This is a genomic window from Streptomyces violaceorubidus, assembly GCF_000717995.1.
GTDB lineage: Bacteria > Actinomycetota > Actinomycetes > Streptomycetales > Streptomycetaceae > Streptomyces > Streptomyces violaceorubidus.
Window position 1 is genome coordinate 112,260 of record NZ_JODM01000025.1, and the last position, 17,337, is coordinate 129,596.

The window sequence follows — 17,337 nt, forward strand, 5'->3', positions numbered from 1 at the left end:
CCCGCCACTCTGGAAGGCACGAAGTCACAACGGCCCGTGACACATGGGCCTGGTGGCGGTTGCCCGGAATCACAGGGGCGCGGGCACCGCTTCCCCAAGATCACTAGTTGGGTCGGCGCTTCGTCGTCGACCGAAGGGAAAGCGATGGGTAGGACACTCGCGGAGAAGGTCTGGGACGACCACGTCGTCCGGCGCGCCGAGGGCGAGCCCGACCTCCTCTTCATCGATCTGCACCTGCTGCACGAGGTGACCAGCCCGCAGGCCTTCGACGGCCTCCGCAAGAGCGGCCGCCCGGTGCGGCGGCTCGACCTGACCATCGCCACCGAGGACCACAACACCCCGACGCTCGACATCGACAAGCCCATCGCGGACCCGGTCTCCCGGGTCCAGCTGGAGACGCTGCGCAAGAACTGCGCGGAGTTCGGCGTCCGGCTGCACCCGCTGGGCGACGTCGAGCAGGGCGTCGTGCACGTCGTCGGCCCCCAGCTGGGCCTGACCCAGCCGGGCACCACCGTGGTCTGCGGCGACTCGCACACCTCGACGCACGGCGCCTTCGGCGCGCTGGCGTTCGGCATCGGCACCTCGCAGGTCGAGCATGTGCTGGCCACCCAGACGCTGCCCATGGCCCGTCCGAAGACCATGGCGATCACGGTCAACGGCGAACTGCCCGAGGGCGTCACGGCCAAGGACCTGATCCTGGCGATCATCGCGCGGATCGGCACCGGCGGCGGCCAGGGCTACATCCTGGAGTACCGCGGCGAGGCCATCGAGAAGCTCTCGATGGAGGCCCGGATGACCATCTGCAACATGTCGATCGAGGCCGGCGCCCGCGCGGGCATGATCGCCCCCGACGCGACCACCTTCGCCTACCTCCAGGGCCGCCCGCACGCCCCCGAGGGCGCCGACTGGGACGCGGCGGTCGAGTACTGGAAGACGCTGCGTACGGACGACGACGCCGAGTTCGACGCCGAGGTGGTCATCGAGGCCGCCGAGCTGGCGCCGTTCGTCACCTGGGGCACCAACCCGGGCCAGGGCGCGCCGCTTTCCGCCGCCGTCCCCGACCCGGCCTCGTACGAAGACGCCTCGGAGCGCTTCGCCGCCGAAAAGGCCCTGGAGTACATGGGCTTGGAGGCCGGGCAGCCGCTGCGGTCCATCAAGGTGGACACCGTCTTCGTAGGCTCCTGCACCAACGGCCGCATCGAGGACCTGCGCGCCGCCGCCGAGATCGTCCGGGACCGCAAAGTCGCCGACGGCGTACGCATGCTGGTCGTCCCGGGCTCCGCGCGGGTCGGTCTGCAGGCCGTCTCCGAGGGTCTGGACGTGGTCTTCAAGGAGGCCGGCGCCGAATGGCGGCACGCGGGCTGCTCGATGTGCCTGGGCATGAACCCGGACCAGCTGGCCCCGGGTGAGCGCTCCGCGTCCACCTCCAACCGCAACTTCGAGGGGCGCCAGGGCAAGGGCGGCCGCACCCACCTGGTGTCGCCGCAGGTCGCGGCCGCGACGGCGGTCCTGGGCCACCTGGCCTCCCCGGCCGACCTGTCCGACGCCGACGTCCCCACGCCCGCTGGAGTCTGAGAGTCATGGAAGCGTTCACCAAGCACACCGGCCGGGCCGTCCCGCTGCGCCGCAGCAACGTCGACACCGACCAGATCATCCCCGCCCACTGGCTCAAGAAGGTGACCCGGGACGGGTTCGAGGACGGGCTCTTCGAGGCCTGGCGCAAGGACCCGGAGTTCGTGCTCAACCGGCCCGAGCGCGCGGGTGCCACCGTCCTGGTCGCCGGCCCCGACTTCGGCACCGGCTCCTCCCGCGAGCACGCCGTCTGGGCCCTGCAGAACTACGGCTTCAAGGCCGTGATCTCCTCCCGCTTCGCGGACATCTTCCGTGGCAACTCGCTGAAGAACGGCCTGCTCACGGTGGTCCTCGACCAGAAGACCGTGGACGCGCTGTGGGAGCTGGTGGAGCGGGACCCTGAGGCCGAGGTCACCGTCGACCTGGAGGCCCGCGAGGTCCGCGCCGAGGGCGTCACCGCCCCCTTCGAGCTGGACGAGAACTCCCGCTGGCGGCTGCTGAACGGGCTGGACGACATCTCGATCACCCTCCAGAACGAGGCGGAGATCGCCGCGTACGAGGCGAAGCGTCCGTCGTTCAAGCCGCAGACCGTCCAGGCCTGACCGGCCGGAGCCGCCGCGGTCCTCCCCGGGGCTGTGCAAGGTCGAGTTTCGGCCACCCAACATCCCCGCCGTACCCCCGATCAGCCCGATCGGGGGTACGGCCGTTTCTGGTTCCGTCCGCGCCCGCCCGCGACGGAAGCGACGTGCAACTTCCCACGTTAGAGGCGGTGTTGCCAGGGTACGCGCGGTATTGAGGACCGGCTTGCGGGGGTGCGGGCAAGGCCGTTCGAGGCGGCAGTTGCCCCCTGCGCAGGCGACAACTCGCCCCAGATGGCACAATCTGTGCATGGAACACGACGGCCAACTCGAGCTCTATACGGCGGTCGCGGTCCGGCTCAAGGAAGCGCACACAAGAGTGCGCGCACTGCAAGTCCCGGAGGGCGTACGGATGGCGCTGACCCGGAAGCTGCTGGTCATTACGGCCGCGGCCAAACACGATCTCGCCGGTGCGGCAAGGCGCCTGGACCGGTTCACCGCCGACCTCGACGCGGGGCGATTCCCCGAAGAGGACGGCTGAACCGGCCGGGGCGGCCCGAGTCCGTTGCGGCACAAGGGTGATTAGCCCGTTTCGTGTTTGATTTGCGGTATATATCTGCCTAACGTGCGAAAAAGCTTGAACACATTCGTTCTGGCGATGTCTCCGAAGGGGAAGACGTGAACAAGGCGCAGCTCGTAGAAGCGATTGCCGACAAGCTGGGCGGTCGGCAGCAGGCCGCCGACGCTGTCGACGCGGTCCTGGACGCCCTCGTCCGTGCCGTCGTCGCGGGCGACCGGGTCTCGGTCACCGGCTTCGGTTCCTTCGAGAAGGTCGACCGCCCGGCCCGCTACGCCCGCAACCCGCAGACGGGTGAGCGGGTTCGGGTCAAGAAGACCTCCGTGCCGCGCTTCCGCGCGGGTCAGGGCTTCAAGGACCTGGTGAGCGGCTCGAAGAAGCTTCCGAAGAACGACATCGCGGTCAAGAAGGCCCCCAAGGGCAGCCTGTCCGGCCCGCCGCCCACCATCTCCAAGGCCGCGGGCAAGAAGGCCGCCGCCAAGAAGGCCACGGGCGCCGCGAAGAAGACCACGGGCGCGGCCAAGAAGACGTCCGCGACGGCGAAGAAGGCCACCGCGAAGAAGACCACCGGAGCGGCGACGACCACGGCGAAGAAGACCACCGCCAAGAAGTCCGCCGCCAAGAGCACCACGGCGGCGGCGAAGAAGACCGCGGCCAAGAAGGCCCCCGCGAAGAAGGCGACCGCCAAGAAGGCCCCGGCCAAGAAGTCGACGGCCCGCAAGACCACCGCCAAGAAGGCCACCGCCCGCAAGAAGTAGCGGACGGCACCCCGCGGCAGCGGGCAACGGGCACAGGGCACTCACGCGCCGGGCCGGACTCCCCCTGGAGTCCGGCCCGCGGCGTGTCCGGGACCCGGCGCGGGAAGGCCCGCCGATCAGAACGTCTGCAGCGTCACCAGCGTGATCCGGCGGCCCGCGCCCGCGCCCGCCCCAGCTTCCGCGCCGGTCTCCGTCTCCGTCTCCTCGGTCTCGATCCGCACCCGCTGCCCGGGCCGCAGCAGCCGGAGACCTCCCGCGTCGAACGCCGCCGCGTCGAAGGGCACGGGCGTGCCGTCGTCGAGCAGCACCTGCCCGCTGCGGCTCTCGGGGTCGTACGTGTACGCGGTCGCCTGCATGCCGGCAGCCTACTGCCCGGGGATCAGCAGCCGCGCCGCCACCGCGGCCGTATGGGGCCCCACTCCGAGCGCCAGCGCCAAGCGGAGATCGGCGCCGGTGTCCACGTCCTGCCGTACGGAATCCACCGCGCCGGGGCTCAGCTCGACCGCGCCGGACGCCCGGTGGCGGGCGCGTGAATCCGTGCCGAATGCGGGGGCCAATTCACGACCCGGCGCCGCGGCCAGCAGGGTGGTGCCGATTCCGGCCGCATCCGGGAGAAAAGCACGCGGGAATTGCGTGGCCGCGGACAGCACTCGCGCCAATTCGGCCGGCCGCAGCGCGGGGAGGTCGGCGTTGAGCGCGGCCACCGGGCTCTCGGGCCGGCTCGCCCGTACGGTTGCCGCCCCGTGGGCCAGGGCGGCGTTCAGACCACCGCCCGGTTCGTCCGGGACAATGCCCGCGCCCAGCGCCGCCAGTTCCCGTCCGGCCCGCGCGTCGTCCGTGACGACCGCCACATCCGCGACCGCCGGGCAGGCCAGCGCGGCGGCCACGGTGTCCTGTGCGAACGCCAGCGCGAGCCCCGGCCGCACCCCGTCGTCCGCGGTGTCCGCCAGCCTGCTCTTGGCCCGGGCGAGGGGCTTCACGGGTACGACCAAGGTCCACTGCACCAGCGTTCCGTCCTTCTCTCGTCGCCGTCATTGTCACCTGCGAGACCCGGCGGTTCACTCTTCGGGGCGTACGGTGTTCTCGACAGACAGGCGGCCTGGGGCGACACTTGTCCGGCCCCAGGCCCTGAAGAAAGGTGTCAGCGTGCCGCGCCGCAGAATCGGCTTCTGGTACCGCTTGGCCGCGGTGATCTGCAAACCTCCGCTGGTGCTTCTGATCAAGCGGGACTGGCGGGGAATGGAGAACATTCCGGCCGAAGGTGGATTTATCACCGCCGTGAACCACAATTCGCACGTCGACCCCTTCGCGTACGCGCACTACCAGTACAACACCGGACGCGTCCCCCGATTCCTGGCGAAGAGCGGTCTTTTCAGGAAGGGCTTCGTCGGCGCCGCGATGCGCGGGACCGGGCAGATCCCCGTCTACCGCGAGAGCACCGACGCGCTGAGCGCCTTCCGGGCCGCGATCGACGCCGTGGAGCGCGGCGAGTGCGTCGCGTTCTACCCCGAGGGCACCCTCACCCGCGACCCGGACGGCTGGCCCATGACCGCCAAGACCGGTGCCGCGCGCGTCGCCCTGCAGACCCGGTGCCCGGTGATCCCGGTCGCCCAGTGGGGCTGCAACGAACTGCTGCCGCCGTACGCCAAGAAGCCCCACCTCCTGCCGCGCAAGACCCACCAGGTGCTGGCCGGTCCGCCGGTCGACCTGTCCCGGTTCTACGACAAGGAGATGACCGCGGAGCTCCTGAAGGAGGCCACCGAGGTCATCATGTCCGCCGTCACCCGCCAGCTGGAGGAGATCCGCGGCGAGAAGGCGCCCGACACCCCCTACGACCCGCGCCGCGAGCGGATCGAGCAGCGGCGCCGCACGCAGGCGCAGGCGCAGGCACAGGCGGCGCAGGCGCAGGTGCAGTCGACCCGGACACGGGCCAAGGGACCGCAGGCGGAAGCAGAGGGGCGGAGCACGTGAGCAAACCGGTCAAGGCGGCCGTCTTCGGCACCGGGTCCTGGGGCACCGCCTTCGGCACGGTCCTCGCCGACGCGGGCTGCGAGGTCACCCTGTGGGGGCGCCGCGCCGCACTCGCCGACGCCGTCAACTCCACCCGCACCAACCCGGACTACCTGCCCGGCGTGGAACTCCCCGAGAACCTGCGGGCCACCACCGACGCCGCCGAGGCCTTGCGGGACGCCGACTTCACCGTCCTCGCCGTGCCCTCCCAGACGCTGCGCGCGGGCCTCGCGGACTGGGCGCCGCTGCTGGCGCCCGGCACCGTCCTGGTGTCGCTGATGAAGGGCGTCGAACTCGGCTCCGCGATGCGGATGAGCGAGGTGATCGCGGACGTCGCCAAGGTCGGCGCCGAGCGCATCGCGGTGGTCACCGGGCCCAACCTGGCCCGGGAGATCGCCGCCCGCATGCCGGCCGCCGCCGTGGTCGCCTGTCCCGACGAGTCCGTCGCCCAGCGCCTCCAGGCCGCCTGCCACACGCCGTACTTCCGCCCCTACACCAACACCGACGTCGTCGGCTGCGAACTGGGCGGCGCCGTGAAGAACGTGATCGGCCTCGCCGTCGGCATCGCGGACGGCATGGGCCTCGGCGACAACGCCAAGGGCTCCCTCATCACCCGCGGCCTCGCCGAGACCACCCGCCTCGGGGTCGCCCTCGGCGCCGACCCGCTGACCTTCTCCGGACTGGCCGGACTCGGCGACCTCGTGGCGACCTGCTCCTCGCCCCTGTCCCGCAACCACACCTTCGGCACCAATCTCGGCAAGGGCATGACCCTGGAGGAGACCATCGCGGTCACCAAGCAGACCGCCGAGGGCGTCAAGTCCTGCGAGTCGGTGCTGGACCTGGCCCGCAGGCACGGCGTCGACATGCCCATCACGGAGACGGTCGTCGCCATCGTGCACGAGGGCAAGTCCCCGGTGGTGGCGGTGAAGGAACTGATGTCGCGCAGCGCGAAGCCCGAACGACGCTGAGCGACACCCCTTGCGGGCGGGGCGCGACCGGCGCGCCACGCGGCCCCGCCGACGCTGTCTCACCGCCCTACGGGCGGGTACTCTCAACGCGATATGAGCACCGAGAACCTCCCCCAGAGCCCTGAGCCGAGCCCTCAGCGGCCGCCGCGCAAGCCGCGTGTGGCCGTCGTGTTCGGCGGGCGCAGCTCCGAACACGGGATCTCCGTGGTCACCGCCGGCGCCGTCCTGGCCGCCATCGACCGGATGCGCTACGACGTCCTGCCGATCGGCATCACCCGGGACGGCCGCTGGGCCCTCACCGCCGACGAACCGGAACGCATGGCGATCGCCGAACGCCGTACGCCCGACGTCGAGGAACTGGCCGAGTCGACCGAGGGCGCCGTGCTGCTGCCCGTCGACCCCGCCAACCGCGAGGTCGTCTACAGCGAACCGGGCTCGGTGCCCAAGGCGCTGGGCGAGGTCGACGTCGTCTTCCCCGTGCTGCACGGCCCCTACGGCGAGGACGGCACCCTCCAGGGCCTGCTGGAGCTGTCCGGGGTGCCCTACGTCGGTGCGGGCGTGCTCGCCTCCGCCGTCGGCCAGGACAAGGAGTACATGAAGGCGGTCTTCGCCTCCTACGGGCTGAAGGTCGGCCCGTACGTGGTGATCCGGCCCCGCGAGTGGGAGCAGGACCGGTCCGGCGCCCGCAGGAAGATCGTCGACTTCGCCGGCGAGCACGGCTGGCCGCTGTTCGTGAAGCCCGCCCGCGCGGGTTCCTCGATCGGCATCACCAAGGTCGACGACCTTTCCAGCCTCGACGAGGCGATCGAGGAGGCCCGGCGCCACGACCCGAAGATCCTGGTCGAGGCGGCGCTGCGGGGCCGGGAGATCGAGTGCGGGGTGCTGGAGTTCGAGGACGGCCCCCGGGCGTCCCTCCCGGCCGAGATCCCGCCGCCCTCCCAGCACGCGTACTACGACTTCGAGGCCAAGTACATCGACTCGACCCCCGGCATCGTGCCGGCGCCGCTCACGGCCGAGGAGACGGCCGAGGTCCAGCGCCTCGCCGTGGCGGCGTTCGACGCGGCCTCCTGCGAGGGACTGGTGCGCGCGGACTTCTTCCTCACCGAGGACGACGAGTTCGTGATCAACGAGATCAACACCATGCCCGGCTTCACGCCGATCTCCATGTACCCGCAGATGTGGCAGGCGAGCGGCGTGAGCTACCCGGAGCTGGTGGACCGGCTGGTCCAGGCGGCGCTGCGGCGGTCCACCGGACTGCGCTGACGTCTTCCCACCCCGCCGGGCCCGGCCCCGCGCACGGCAGAGAAGGCGATCCCCTCGGGGGTCGCCTTCTCGCAGTATGATCAGCGGGTTTCCCGTCCGGTCCGGGAACCGCCACCGACTCGCTGTCGTCTGCTGAGGAGCAACCCGCTGCGGCGATCAACCGGGCGAGAGCGAGCGGGCGGCAAGCGGGCGGCGGGCGGGCGGAGAGGGCTAGAGATGGACGACCGGACAGGTCAGGGTGCGGGTGATGCCGTCCACTTGCTGGACCTTGGCGACCACCATGCGACCCAGTTCGTCGACGGTGTCGGACTGGGCGCGGACGATGACGTCGTAAGGTCCTGTCACGTCCTCCGCCTGGATCACCCCAGGGAGCTTGCTGATCGTCTCGGCGACGGTCGACGCCTTGCCGACCTCCGTCTGGATCAGGATGTACGCCTGTACCACGGAACCTCCAGAGCGGCCACGAGGATCATGTGGGGAAAAGGAACGCCACGGTATCGCGTGGCCGCTCTCCGAGGGGAGACCCGCGGACGGGGGACCTCGCGCGTCGGGGTGCCTGGGGGACGCGAGTTGACGATCACGCCGACCGTGGTGACGGTCCTTTCGACCGTAACGAGGACAGAGATGACGCGCGACCGGGCACGGACACGGACACGGACAGGGACGGAAGGGGAGCCAAGGCGATGAAGGGCACTGTCGGTGAGCTGGGGGAGTTCGGGCTCATCAGGGAGCTCACCTCCCGTCTCACCACCACCCCCGCGGTACGGGTCGGCCCCGGCGACGACGCCGCGGTCGTCGCCGCGCCCGACCGCAGGGTGGTGGCCAGCACCGACATCCTCGTCGAGGGGCGGCACTTCCGCCGGGACTGGTCCACCGCGTACGACGTGGGCCGCAAGGCGGCGGCACAGAACCTGGCCGACATCGCCGCCATGGGCGCCGTGCCGACCGCGCTGCTGCTCGGCCTGGTCGTGCCCGCCGAACTGCCGGTGACCTGGCCGACCGAGCTGATGGACGGGCTGCGCGACGAGTGCCAGGTCGCGGGCGCCTCCGTGGTCGGCGGCGACGTGGTGCGCGGCGACACCATCACCGTCTCCATCACCGCCCTCGGCGACCTGCGCAACCAGGAGCCCGTCACCCGGGCCGGCGCCCAGCCCGGCGACCTCGTCGCGGTGACCGGCTGGCTGGGGTGGTCCGCCGCCGGGTTCGCCGTCCTCTCCCGCGGCTTCCGCTCGCCGCGCGCCTTCGTCGAGGCCCACCGCCGCCCCGAGCCGCCGTACCACGCGGGTCCGGCCGCCGCGGGCCTGGGCGCCACCGCCATGTGCGACGTGAGCGACGGACTGATCGCCGACCTGGGGCACATCGCCGAGGCCAGCAAGGTCCGGATCGACGTGCGCTCCGGGCAGATCGACATCCCGTCCCAGATGAACGACATCGGGCAGGCCGTCGGCGTCGACCCCATGCAGTGGGTGCTCACCGGCGGCGAGGACCACGCGATCGTGGCGACCTTCCCGCCGAACGTGAAGCTGCCCGCCCGCTGGAAGGTCATCGGCGAGGTCCTCAACCCGTCCGCCCTGCCCCAGGTGACCGTCGACGGAGCGCCCTGGACCAGCAAGGGCGGCTGGGACCACTTCGGCGGGGACGTCGAGTCGTGACCGCACCGCCCCTGGTCCTCACCGTGGCGGGCTCCGACTCCGGCGGCGGCGCCGGCATCCAGGCCGACCTGAAGACGATGCTCGCCCTCGGCACCCACGGCATGAGCGTCCTCACCGCGGTCACCGCGCAGAACTCCCGCGGTGTGCAGGGCGCCTGGGAACTGCCCGTGGACGCGGTGCGCGCCCAGTACCGCAGCGTCGTGGACGACATCGGCGTGCAGGCGGTCAAGACCGGGATGCTCTCCTCCGCCGAACTCGTCGAGACCGTCGCCGCATTGCTCGCCGGCACCGACGCCCCGGCGGTCGTCGACCCGGTCGGCGTCTCCAAGCACGGGGACGCGCTGCTCGCCGCCTCGGCCCTGGAGTCGGTCCGCACCAGGCTCCTGCCGGTCGCCACCGTCGCCACGCCCAACCTCGACGAGGTCGCCCAACTCACCGGCGTACGCGTCGAGTCGGAGACCGACCTGCGCCGGGCCGCGGCGGCCGTCCTCGAGTACGGGCCGCGCTGGGTGCTGATCAAGGGCGGCCACCTGGACGGAGACGCCGTCGACCTGCTCACCGACGGCACCGAGGAGCACTGGCTGCGCGCCCCGCGCCTCGACAACCGGCACACGCACGGCACCGGCTGCACCCTCGCCTCGGCGGTGGCCTGCGGGCTGGCCAAGGGGCAGTCGGTCCCGGAGGCGGTGCGGGCGGCCAAGGAGTACGTCATCGGGGCGATCGCGGCCGGGTTCGCGCTCGGCGCCGGCATCGGACCGGTGGACCACGGCTGGGCACTCGGGCGGGACGCTCGCTGAGTCCGATGCATCACCGAGCCCGGTACATCGCTGAGCCCGGTACCTCAGCTATTCGTACAGGCGTTTGAATGCGGTGGGGCAGACCGGGGATTCCGGCACGGCAAAAAGCCGGCCCACACGAGGTGGACCGGCTTCGTACAGCGGACCAGGCAGTGGCCGCGCGCTCAGCTGATGCGTCAGCGCGAGACCTTGCCGGCCTTGATGCAAGAGGTGCAAGCGTTCACGCGCTTCGGCGTCCCGCCCACCACGGTACGCACACGCTGGATGTTCGGGTTCCAGCGACGGGACGTACGGCGGTGCGAGTGCGAGATGGTGTTGCCGAAGCCCGGCCCCTTGCCGCAGACGTCGCAGTTGGCAGCCACGGGTCACTCCAAAGACTTCAGATGCACTTACGGTTGATCCCGGCATGCCGGGATCAAGCTCTCGGAGCCGCGAACGGTCCCGGGATCTGAGTGGCGGTGCCAGGGGGAGCGCCCGATCGGGATCGGGCAACCGGAGCAGCATACAACGGCTGCTCCCGTACAACGAAACTACCACGGCAGCTCAGGGACCCGTCCCGGCCCTCTTCCGGTGGGCCGGGGCCCAAGGTCTACGCTGCCTGCCACGTCCGCAGCTCAGGGAGGCGCAGGTGGCGCAGGTACCGCAGAGGTTCTTCGACGCTCTGGCGGTGCGTACCTGGTGCGGTCTGTCGCTGCGCGCCCTCGGACGGGCGCGCGAGGAGATCGACGCGATCAACGTCTATCCCGTCGCCGACGGGGACACCGGCACGAACCTGTACCTGACGCTGGAGTCCGCCGTCGCCGCCGTGGAGGCCGTCTTCGCGGCGCACGAGGTGGACGAGGGCCCCCGGGACGCGGCCGAGGCGCCCCCGGACGCGGGCGACGGACCCTCGCTCGCCGACGCCGTGGGTGCCATGGCGCACGGCGCGCTGATCGGCGCGCGGGGCAACTCCGGCACGATCCTCGCGCAGCTGCTGCGCGGCATGGCCCAGGTGCTCGCCGCCCGGGGTGACTCCGCCCACACCGAGGGCCCCGGTCTGCGGCTGGCCCTGCGACACGCGGCCGCGTCCGCCCGGCAGGCCGTGGCCCACCCGGTCGAGGGCACCGTCCTGACCGTCGCCTCGGCCGCCGCGGACGCGGCCGACGGCGTCGAGGGCGACTGCGCCGAGGTGGCCCGCGCCGCCTACGAGGGCGCCCGCGCGGCGCTCGCCGCCACCCCGGGCCAGCTGCCCGCCCTGGAGCGCGCCGGAGTGGTCGACGCGGGCGGGCACGGACTGGTGACGGTCCTCGCGGCCCTGGTGGAGACGTTCACGGGCCGGGCACCGGGTCCCGTCGCGGTGCCGCACGCGCGCGTGGTGCACGGGGGCGAGGACCGGGCGGGCTCGGATCGGGCGGGCGCGGCCCGCGCGTGCGCGGCGGCGGAGGGCCGCGGCACGCAGCAGGAGCGCGCCGCCGACGAGGGTGAGCACCCTCCCGCGTTCGAGGTGATCTACCTCCTGGAGGCCGAGGACGCGGCCGTGGCCCGGCTGCGGCAGCGGCTCGACGCCCTCGGCGACTCGCTCGTCGTGGTCGGCGGCGACGGACTGTGGAACGTCCACGTGCACGTCGACGACGCCGGCGCCGCCGTGGAGGCGGGCGTCGAGGCCGGGCGGCCGTACCGGATCCGCATCACCCACTTCGGGCACGGCGACGCGCACACCACCGGGACCGGGCGCCCGCCCCGGGAACGCACCCAGCGCGCCGTGGTGGCCGTCGTACCGGGGGAGGGGCTGGCGGCGCTGTACGCCGAGGCCGGCGCGACCACCCTTCTCGCGCGCCCCGGGGAGCCGCCCGCGAGCGGCGAGCTGGTCCAGGCCGTCCGGCGTGCCCACGCGCGCGAGGTGGTGCTGCTGCCCAACGACGCGGAGCTGCGCCACACCGCCGCCGCGGCGGCCGAGCAGGCCCGGGCCGGGGGCATCCGCGTCGCCCTCATCCCGACCCGTTCCGCGGTCCAGGGCATCGCCGCGCTCGCCGTGCACGAGCCCGAGCGCCGCTTCGACGAGGACGTGGTGGCCATGACCTCGGCGGCCGGCGCCACCCGTCACGCCGAGGTCACCGTCGCCGAACGCCAGTCCTGGACCACCGCGGGCATCTGCCAGGCCGGTGACGTGCTCGGCCTCATCGACGGCGACGTGGCGGTGATCGGCGCGGACGTCGCACAGGTCGCCGCGACCGTCCTGGACCGCATGCTGTCGGCCGGCGGCGAGCTGGTCACCCTGGTCCTCGGCGACGAGGCGCCCCCGGACGTCGCCGACCATCTGGAGGCGCGGGTCCGGGAGGCGTACCTCGCCGTCGACACCGTGGTCTACCGGGGCGGCCGGCAGGGCGCCCTGCTGCTGGTCGGCGTGGAGTAGGCGCGGCAGCACGGGTCGGCACGGGTCGGTACGGGTCGGTACGGCGTTCCCCTGGGCCGTTGTCAGTGGCGTGGTGTGCAATGGATCTCGTGCCCGCACTGCAAGAACCCCTGAAGAAGGTGCTCGGCCCCGCCACCGCGAAGGTAATGGCCGAGCACCTCGGCCTGCACACCGTCGGCGACCTCCTCCACCACTACCCCCGGAGATACGAGGAGCGCGGTCAGCTCACCCACCTCGCCGACCTGCCCATGGACGAGCACGTCACCGTGGTCGCGCAGGTCGCCGACGCCCGGCTGCACAGCTTCGCCTCCTCCAAGGCCCCCCGCGGCAAGGGGCAGCGCCTCGAAGTGACCATCACGGACGGCAGCGGCCGCCTCCAACTGGTCTTCTTCGGCAACGGCGTGCACAAGCCCCACAAGGAACTCCTGCCCGGCACCCGCGCGATGTTCGCCGGGAAGGTCTCCGTCTTCAACCGCCGCCTGCAACTGGCCCATCCGGCGTACGAGTTGCTGCGCGGTGACACCGAGGGAGAGGAAACCGTCGAGTCGTGGGCGGGCGCCCTCATCCCCCTCTACCCGGCCACCGCCAAGCTGGAGTCCTGGAAGCTCGCCAAGGCGATCCAGACGGTGCTGCCCAGCGCCCAGGAGGCGGTCGACCCGCTCCCCGACTCCCTGCGCGAGGGCCGGGGCCTGGTCTCCCTGCCCGAGGCCCTCCTCAAGATCCACCGCCCGCACACCAAGGCCGACATCGAGGACGCCCGCGCCCGTCTGAAGTGGGACGAGGCCTTCGTCCTCCAGGTCGCCCTCGCGCGCCGCCGCCACGCCGAGACCCAACTCCCCGCCGTCCCCAGGAGGCCCCGCCCGGACGGCCTGCTCACCGCCTTCGACGACCGCCTCCCCTTCACCCTCACCGACGGCCAGCAGCGGGTCTCCCGCGAGATCTTCGACGACCTCGCCACCGACCACCCGATGCACCGGCTGCTCCAGGGCGAGGTGGGCAGCGGCAAGACCCTGGTCGCCCTGCGCGCCATGCTCGCCGTCGTCGACTCCGGCGGGCAGGCCGTGATGCTGGCGCCCACCGAGGTGCTCGCCCAGCAGCACCACCGGTCGGTCGTCGAGATGATGGGCGAGCTGGCCGAGGGCGGGATGCTGGGCGGCGCCGAGCATGCCACCAAGGTGGTGCTGCTCACGGGTTCCATGGGCGCCGCCGCCCGCCGGCACGCCCTGCTCGACCTGGCCACCGGTGAGGCGGGCATCGTCATCGGCACGCACGCGCTGATCGAGGACAAGGTCCAGTTCCACGACCTCGGCCTGGTCGTCGTCGACGAGCAGCACCGCTTCGGCGTCGAGCAGCGCGACGCCCTGCGCGGCAAGGGCAAGCAGCCCCCGCACCTGCTCGTCATGACCGCCACGCCCATCCCGCGCACCGTCGCGATGACCGTCTTCGGCGACCTGGAGACCTCCGTCCTGGATCAGCTCCCGGCCGGCCGGTCCCCGATCGCCAGCCATGTCGTCCCGGCCGCGGACAAGCCGCACTTCCTCGCCCGGGCCTGGGAGCGCGTGCGCGAGGAGGTCTCCAACGGCCACCAGGCCTACGTCGTCTGCCCGCGCATCGGCGACGAGGACGACGACCCGAGGAAGGACGCGGGGAAGGCTCCGAAGAAGAAGGCCGCGCAGGACGGTCCCCCCGAGGGAGACGCCGACAAGCGGCCTCCGCTCGCCGTCCTCGACGTCGCCGAGGGTCTCGCCAAGGGGCCGCTCCAGGGCCTCGGGGTGGAGGTCCTGCACGGCAGGATGCAGCCCGACGACAAGGACGCGGTGATGCGCCGCTTCGCCGCCGGGGAGACCGACGTCCTGGTCGCCACCACCGTCATCGAGGTCGGTGTGAACGTCCCCAACGCCACCGCCATGGTGATCATGGACGCCGACCGCTTCGGCGTCTCCCAGCTGCACCAGTTGCGCGGCCGGGTCGGGCGCGGCTCCGCCCCCGGCCTGTGCCTGCTGGTCAGCGAGATGCCCGAGGCCAGCGCGGCCCGGCAGCGGCTGAACGCGGTCGCGAGCACCCGCGACGGCTTCGAGCTCTCCCGCATCGACCTCGAACAGCGCCGCGAGGGCGACGTCCTCGGCCAGGCCCAGTCCGGGGCCCGCACCTCCCTGCGCGTCCTCGCCGTCATCGAGGACGAGGAGATCATCGCGGAGGCGAGACAGGAAGCCGCGGCCGTCGTCGCCGCCGACCCGGAGCTGACCGGCCTGCCGGGGCTGCGCACGGCCCTGGAGGCGCTGCTGGACGAGGAGCGGGAGCAGTACCTGGAGAAGGGCTGACAGACTGGGAACGGACACCGTCCGTCCACCCGAGTACAGCGACAAGGACGCAGAAATGACCCGCGTGATCGCCGGCAAGGCCGGTGGACGTCGCCTGGCCGTCCCGCCGGGGACCGGTACCCGCCCCACCTCCGACCGCGCGCGCGAGGGCCTGTTCTCCACCTGGCAGTCCCTGCTCGGCGGCCCGCTGGACGGCGAGCGGGTCCTCGACCTGTACGCGGGCTCCGGCGCCGTCGGCCTGGAGGCGCTCTCGCGCGGCGCCGGGCACGTCCTGCTCGTCGAGGCCGACGCCCGCGCCGCCCGTACGATCCGGGAGAACGTCAGGGCCATCGGTCTGCCCGGCGCCGAGGTCAGGGCGGGCAAAGCGGAACAGATCATCCGCACCCCGGCCCCGGACGAGCCGTACGACGTCGTCTTCCTGGACCCGCCGTACGCCGTCTCGGACGACGATCTTCGGGAGATCCTGCTCACACTCCGTACGCAGGGGTGGCTCGGGACGGAAGTGCTCGTCACCGTGGAGCGCAGCACCAGGGGCGGCGAGTTCCGCTGGCCGGACGGCTTCGAAGCGATCCGGGCCCGTCGCTACGGCGAGGGAACGTTTTGGTACGGTCGCGCCGCCTCTACGTGCGAAGACGCACGATGACCGGACCGGAGAGCGAGGGAACTCAAGTGCGCCGTGCCGTCTGTCCCGGGTCGTTCGACCCGATCACCAACGGACACCTCGACATCATCGCCCGGGCCTCCAGCTTGTACGACGAGGTCTACGTCGCCGTGATGATCAACCAGGCGAAGAAGGGCCTGTTCGAGATCGAGGAGCGGATCGACCTGATCCGCCAGGTCACCGCCGAGTACGGCAACGTCCGCATCGAGTCCTTCCACGGCCTGCTCGTCGACTTCTGCAAGCAGCGCGAGATCCCGGCCATCGTCAAGGGCCTGCGCGCGGTCAGCGACTTCGACTACGAGCTGCAGATGGCCCAGATGAACAACGGCCTCTCCGGCGTGGAGACCCTCTTCATCCCCACCAACCCCACCTACAGCTTCCTGTCGTCCTCCCTGGTCAAGGAGGTCGCGACCTGGGGCGGCGACGTCGCCCACCTGGTGCCGCCGCTGGTCCTGGACGCCCTCACCGAGCGCCTGAGGAACCGCTGACCGGCCCCACGCGCAGCCACCGCCACCGCCCACGGAGCCTGACAAACCGTCACCCGGTGTCCCCCGGACACCCCAGGGTCGTACAGTCGTCCCGTCCGTCTCCAACACAGCTGTAGAGAGTGGCGAGCACACGGTGGACGTGCAGAACAAGCTCGACGAGATCACCGCGATGGTCTCCGGCGCCCGCGCCATGCCCATGTCGGCCTCGTGCGTGGTCAACCGCGCCGAACTGCTCTCGATGCTGGAAGAGCTGCGCGCCCAGCTGCCCGGTTCCCTCGCCCAGGCGCAGGAGCTGATCGGCGACCGCGAGCAGATGGTCGCGCAGGCCCGCCAGGAGGCCGACCGGATCATCGAGAGCGCGCACGCCGAGCGCGGCTCCCTGATCGCCGACACCGAGGTCGCCCGCCGCTCCCAGGCCGAGGCCGACCGGATCCTCGCCGAGGCCCGCCAGGAGGCCGAGGAGGTCCGCGCCGAGGCCGACGACTACGTCGACTCCAAGCTCGCCAACTTCGAGGTCGTCCTCACCAAGACCCTCGGCTCCGTCGGCCGGGGCCGCGAGAAGCTCCTCGGCACCGGACCGGGGCTCGACGAGAACGGCTACGAGGACGAGGACGCCCCCGAGCGCAGCCACGACCCGGAGACCCTGCGCCGCGACGCCGACACCTACGTCGACACCAAGCTCGGCGCCTTCGAGGCCGTGCTGGCCAAGACGCTGGAAGCGGTCGGCAAGGGCCGCCAGAAGCTGCACGGCCGCATCGCCACCGACGACCTCGGCGTCCTCGCGGACGACATGACCACCGTCCAGCACTCCAGCGACGCCGACTACCTCGCCGGTCTCGCGGGCCTCGCCGACGCCCCCGCCGAGCGGCCCGGACAGCCCCAGTACGGCGAGCAGCAGCCCGCGGCGGCCCAGGCGCCGCCCCAGGCCGTCCCGGAGATGCCGGCCCAGGAACCGGCGTACGGCTACGCACCCCAGCAGCCCGACCCGTACGCGGCCTACCAGCACACCTACGACGGAGCACAGGACCCGTACGGCTACCAGCAGCAGGCCGCCGACCCGTACGCCTACCCGTACGACGGCGGGCAGCAGACGTACGGCGGACAGCAGGGCTACGCCCAGGCCCAGCCCCCGCAGCAGCCCCCGGGCGGCCCGCAGGCCCAGCCGCAGACGCTCGACGAGACCAGCCTCTTCGACACCAGCATGATCAGTGCCGAGCAGCTGCGGGCGTACGAACAGGGCCGCGGACTCTAGCGGCAGAGGGGTGCCCCGGCCCGGATTGGGCCGAGAGCGAATGGTCCA

18 protein-coding genes are annotated in these 17,337 nt (G+C 72.1%); 14 read left to right on the forward strand and 4 right to left on the reverse strand.

Going from position 1 to position 17,337, the window contains the following annotated elements; genetic code table 11:
• Positions 1–144: 144 nt before the first annotated feature.
• The 4 genes from leuC to IE94_RS0125390 all read left to right on the forward strand — a co-directional run bounded on the left by leuC (position 145) and on the right by IE94_RS0125390 (position 3,485).
• Positions 145–1,575, forward strand: a complete 1,431-nt coding sequence (gene leuC, locus IE94_RS0125375) for a 3-isopropylmalate dehydratase large subunit (RefSeq protein WP_030188532.1) — start codon at positions 145–147, stop codon at positions 1,573–1,575.
• 5 nt (positions 1,576–1,580) lie between these two features.
• Positions 1,581–2,174, forward strand: coding sequence for a 3-isopropylmalate dehydratase small subunit (leuD, locus tag IE94_RS0125380; RefSeq protein ID WP_030188534.1), 594 nt, complete (start codon positions 1,581–1,583; stop codon positions 2,172–2,174).
• Positions 2,175–2,460: 286 nt separating this feature from the next.
• Entirely contained in the window at positions 2,461–2,691 is a 231-nt protein-coding gene (locus tag IE94_RS0125385) for an SCO5555 family protein (protein WP_030188537.1), read from the forward strand.
• A gap of 137 nt (positions 2,692–2,828) precedes the next feature.
• A complete protein-coding gene (locus tag IE94_RS0125390; protein ID WP_030188539.1) occupies positions 2,829–3,485 on the forward strand; it encodes an HU family DNA-binding protein in 657 nt (218 codons plus the stop codon).
• A gap of 116 nt (positions 3,486–3,601) precedes the next feature.
• Here the strand turns inward: IE94_RS0125390 and IE94_RS0125395 are convergent, their stop codons facing one another.
• Both IE94_RS0125395 and cofC read right to left on the reverse strand, forming a co-directional pair.
• Positions 3,602–3,841: a hypothetical protein gene (locus IE94_RS0125395; RefSeq protein WP_030188541.1), complete on the reverse strand. Its 240-nt coding sequence runs from the start codon at positions 3,839–3,841 to the stop codon at positions 3,602–3,604.
• A 9-nt stretch (positions 3,842–3,850) separates the two neighbouring features.
• Positions 3,851–4,489 carry a 2-phospho-L-lactate guanylyltransferase gene (gene cofC / locus IE94_RS0125400; protein WP_030188544.1) on the reverse strand — a complete coding sequence of 213 codons (639 nt, stop codon included), beginning with the start codon at positions 4,487–4,489 and terminating at the stop codon, positions 3,851–3,853.
• A gap of 142 nt (positions 4,490–4,631) precedes the next feature.
• Between cofC and IE94_RS0125405 the strand changes: the two genes are divergently transcribed.
• From IE94_RS0125405 to IE94_RS0125415, 3 genes are all read left to right on the forward strand, one after another.
• Complete coding sequence (locus IE94_RS0125405) at positions 4,632–5,456, forward strand: lysophospholipid acyltransferase family protein (RefSeq protein WP_030188546.1); 825 nt, start codon at positions 4,632–4,634, stop codon at positions 5,454–5,456.
• Positions 5,453–6,463 carry an NAD(P)H-dependent glycerol-3-phosphate dehydrogenase gene (locus tag IE94_RS0125410; protein WP_030188548.1) on the forward strand — a complete coding sequence of 337 codons (1,011 nt, stop codon included), beginning with the start codon at positions 5,453–5,455 and terminating at the stop codon, positions 6,461–6,463. Before IE94_RS0125405 ends, IE94_RS0125410 begins: the two co-directional genes overlap by 4 nt.
• A gap of 93 nt (positions 6,464–6,556) precedes the next feature.
• Positions 6,557–7,726, forward strand: a complete 1,170-nt coding sequence (locus IE94_RS0125415) for a D-alanine--D-alanine ligase family protein (protein ID WP_030188550.1) — start codon at positions 6,557–6,559, stop codon at positions 7,724–7,726.
• Between the two features lie 210 nt (positions 7,727–7,936).
• On the opposite strand, the gene IE94_RS0125420 is transcribed toward IE94_RS0125415, so the two are convergent.
• Complete coding sequence (locus IE94_RS0125420) at positions 7,937–8,170, reverse strand: Lrp/AsnC family transcriptional regulator (protein ID WP_003973433.1); 234 nt, start codon at positions 8,168–8,170, stop codon at positions 7,937–7,939.
• Between the two features lie 239 nt (positions 8,171–8,409).
• Here IE94_RS0125420 and IE94_RS0125425 point away from each other — a divergent pair, with 239 nt between their 5' ends.
• Together IE94_RS0125425 and thiD are read left to right on the forward strand one after the other, a co-directional pair.
• A complete protein-coding gene (locus IE94_RS0125425; RefSeq protein ID WP_030188553.1) occupies positions 8,410–9,378 on the forward strand; it encodes a thiamine-phosphate kinase in 969 nt (322 codons plus the stop codon).
• Positions 9,375–10,175: a bifunctional hydroxymethylpyrimidine kinase/phosphomethylpyrimidine kinase gene (thiD, locus tag IE94_RS0125430; protein ID WP_030188555.1), complete on the forward strand. Its 801-nt coding sequence runs from the start codon at positions 9,375–9,377 to the stop codon at positions 10,173–10,175. The genes IE94_RS0125425 and thiD overlap by 4 nt, the downstream gene beginning before the upstream one ends.
• Positions 10,176–10,351: 176 nt before the next feature.
• On the opposite strand, the gene rpmB is transcribed toward thiD, so the two are convergent.
• Complete coding sequence (gene rpmB / locus IE94_RS36040; protein ID WP_037923541.1) at positions 10,352–10,537, reverse strand: 50S ribosomal protein L28; 186 nt, start codon at positions 10,535–10,537, stop codon at positions 10,352–10,354.
• A 266-nt stretch (positions 10,538–10,803) separates the two neighbouring features.
• Here rpmB and IE94_RS0125440 point away from each other — a divergent pair, with 266 nt between their 5' ends.
• The 5 genes from IE94_RS0125440 (at position 10,804) to IE94_RS0125460 (ending at position 17,289) form a co-directional block, all read left to right on the forward strand.
• The gene (locus IE94_RS0125440) at positions 10,804–12,567 is read left to right on the forward strand and encodes a DAK2 domain-containing protein (RefSeq protein ID WP_030188561.1); all 1,764 of its coding nucleotides are present in this window, start codon (positions 10,804–10,806) and stop codon (positions 12,565–12,567) included.
• 80 nt (positions 12,568–12,647) lie between these two features.
• On the forward strand, positions 12,648–14,888 hold the full coding sequence (gene recG, locus IE94_RS0125445) for an ATP-dependent DNA helicase RecG (protein ID WP_030188563.1): 2,241 nt from the start codon (positions 12,648–12,650) through the stop codon (positions 14,886–14,888).
• A gap of 55 nt (positions 14,889–14,943) precedes the next feature.
• Positions 14,944–15,531: a 16S rRNA (guanine(966)-N(2))-methyltransferase RsmD gene (gene rsmD, locus IE94_RS0125450; RefSeq protein WP_030188566.1), complete on the forward strand. Its 588-nt coding sequence runs from the start codon at positions 14,944–14,946 to the stop codon at positions 15,529–15,531.
• Between the two features lie 26 nt (positions 15,532–15,557).
• On the forward strand, positions 15,558–16,037 hold the full coding sequence (gene coaD / locus IE94_RS0125455) for a pantetheine-phosphate adenylyltransferase (RefSeq protein WP_030188569.1): 480 nt from the start codon (positions 15,558–15,560) through the stop codon (positions 16,035–16,037).
• Positions 16,038–16,170: 133 nt separating this feature from the next.
• Positions 16,171–17,289, forward strand: coding sequence for a F0F1 ATP synthase subunit B family protein (locus IE94_RS0125460; protein WP_030188571.1), 1,119 nt, complete (start codon positions 16,171–16,173; stop codon positions 17,287–17,289).
• The last annotated feature ends 48 nt before the right edge of the window (positions 17,290–17,337 follow it).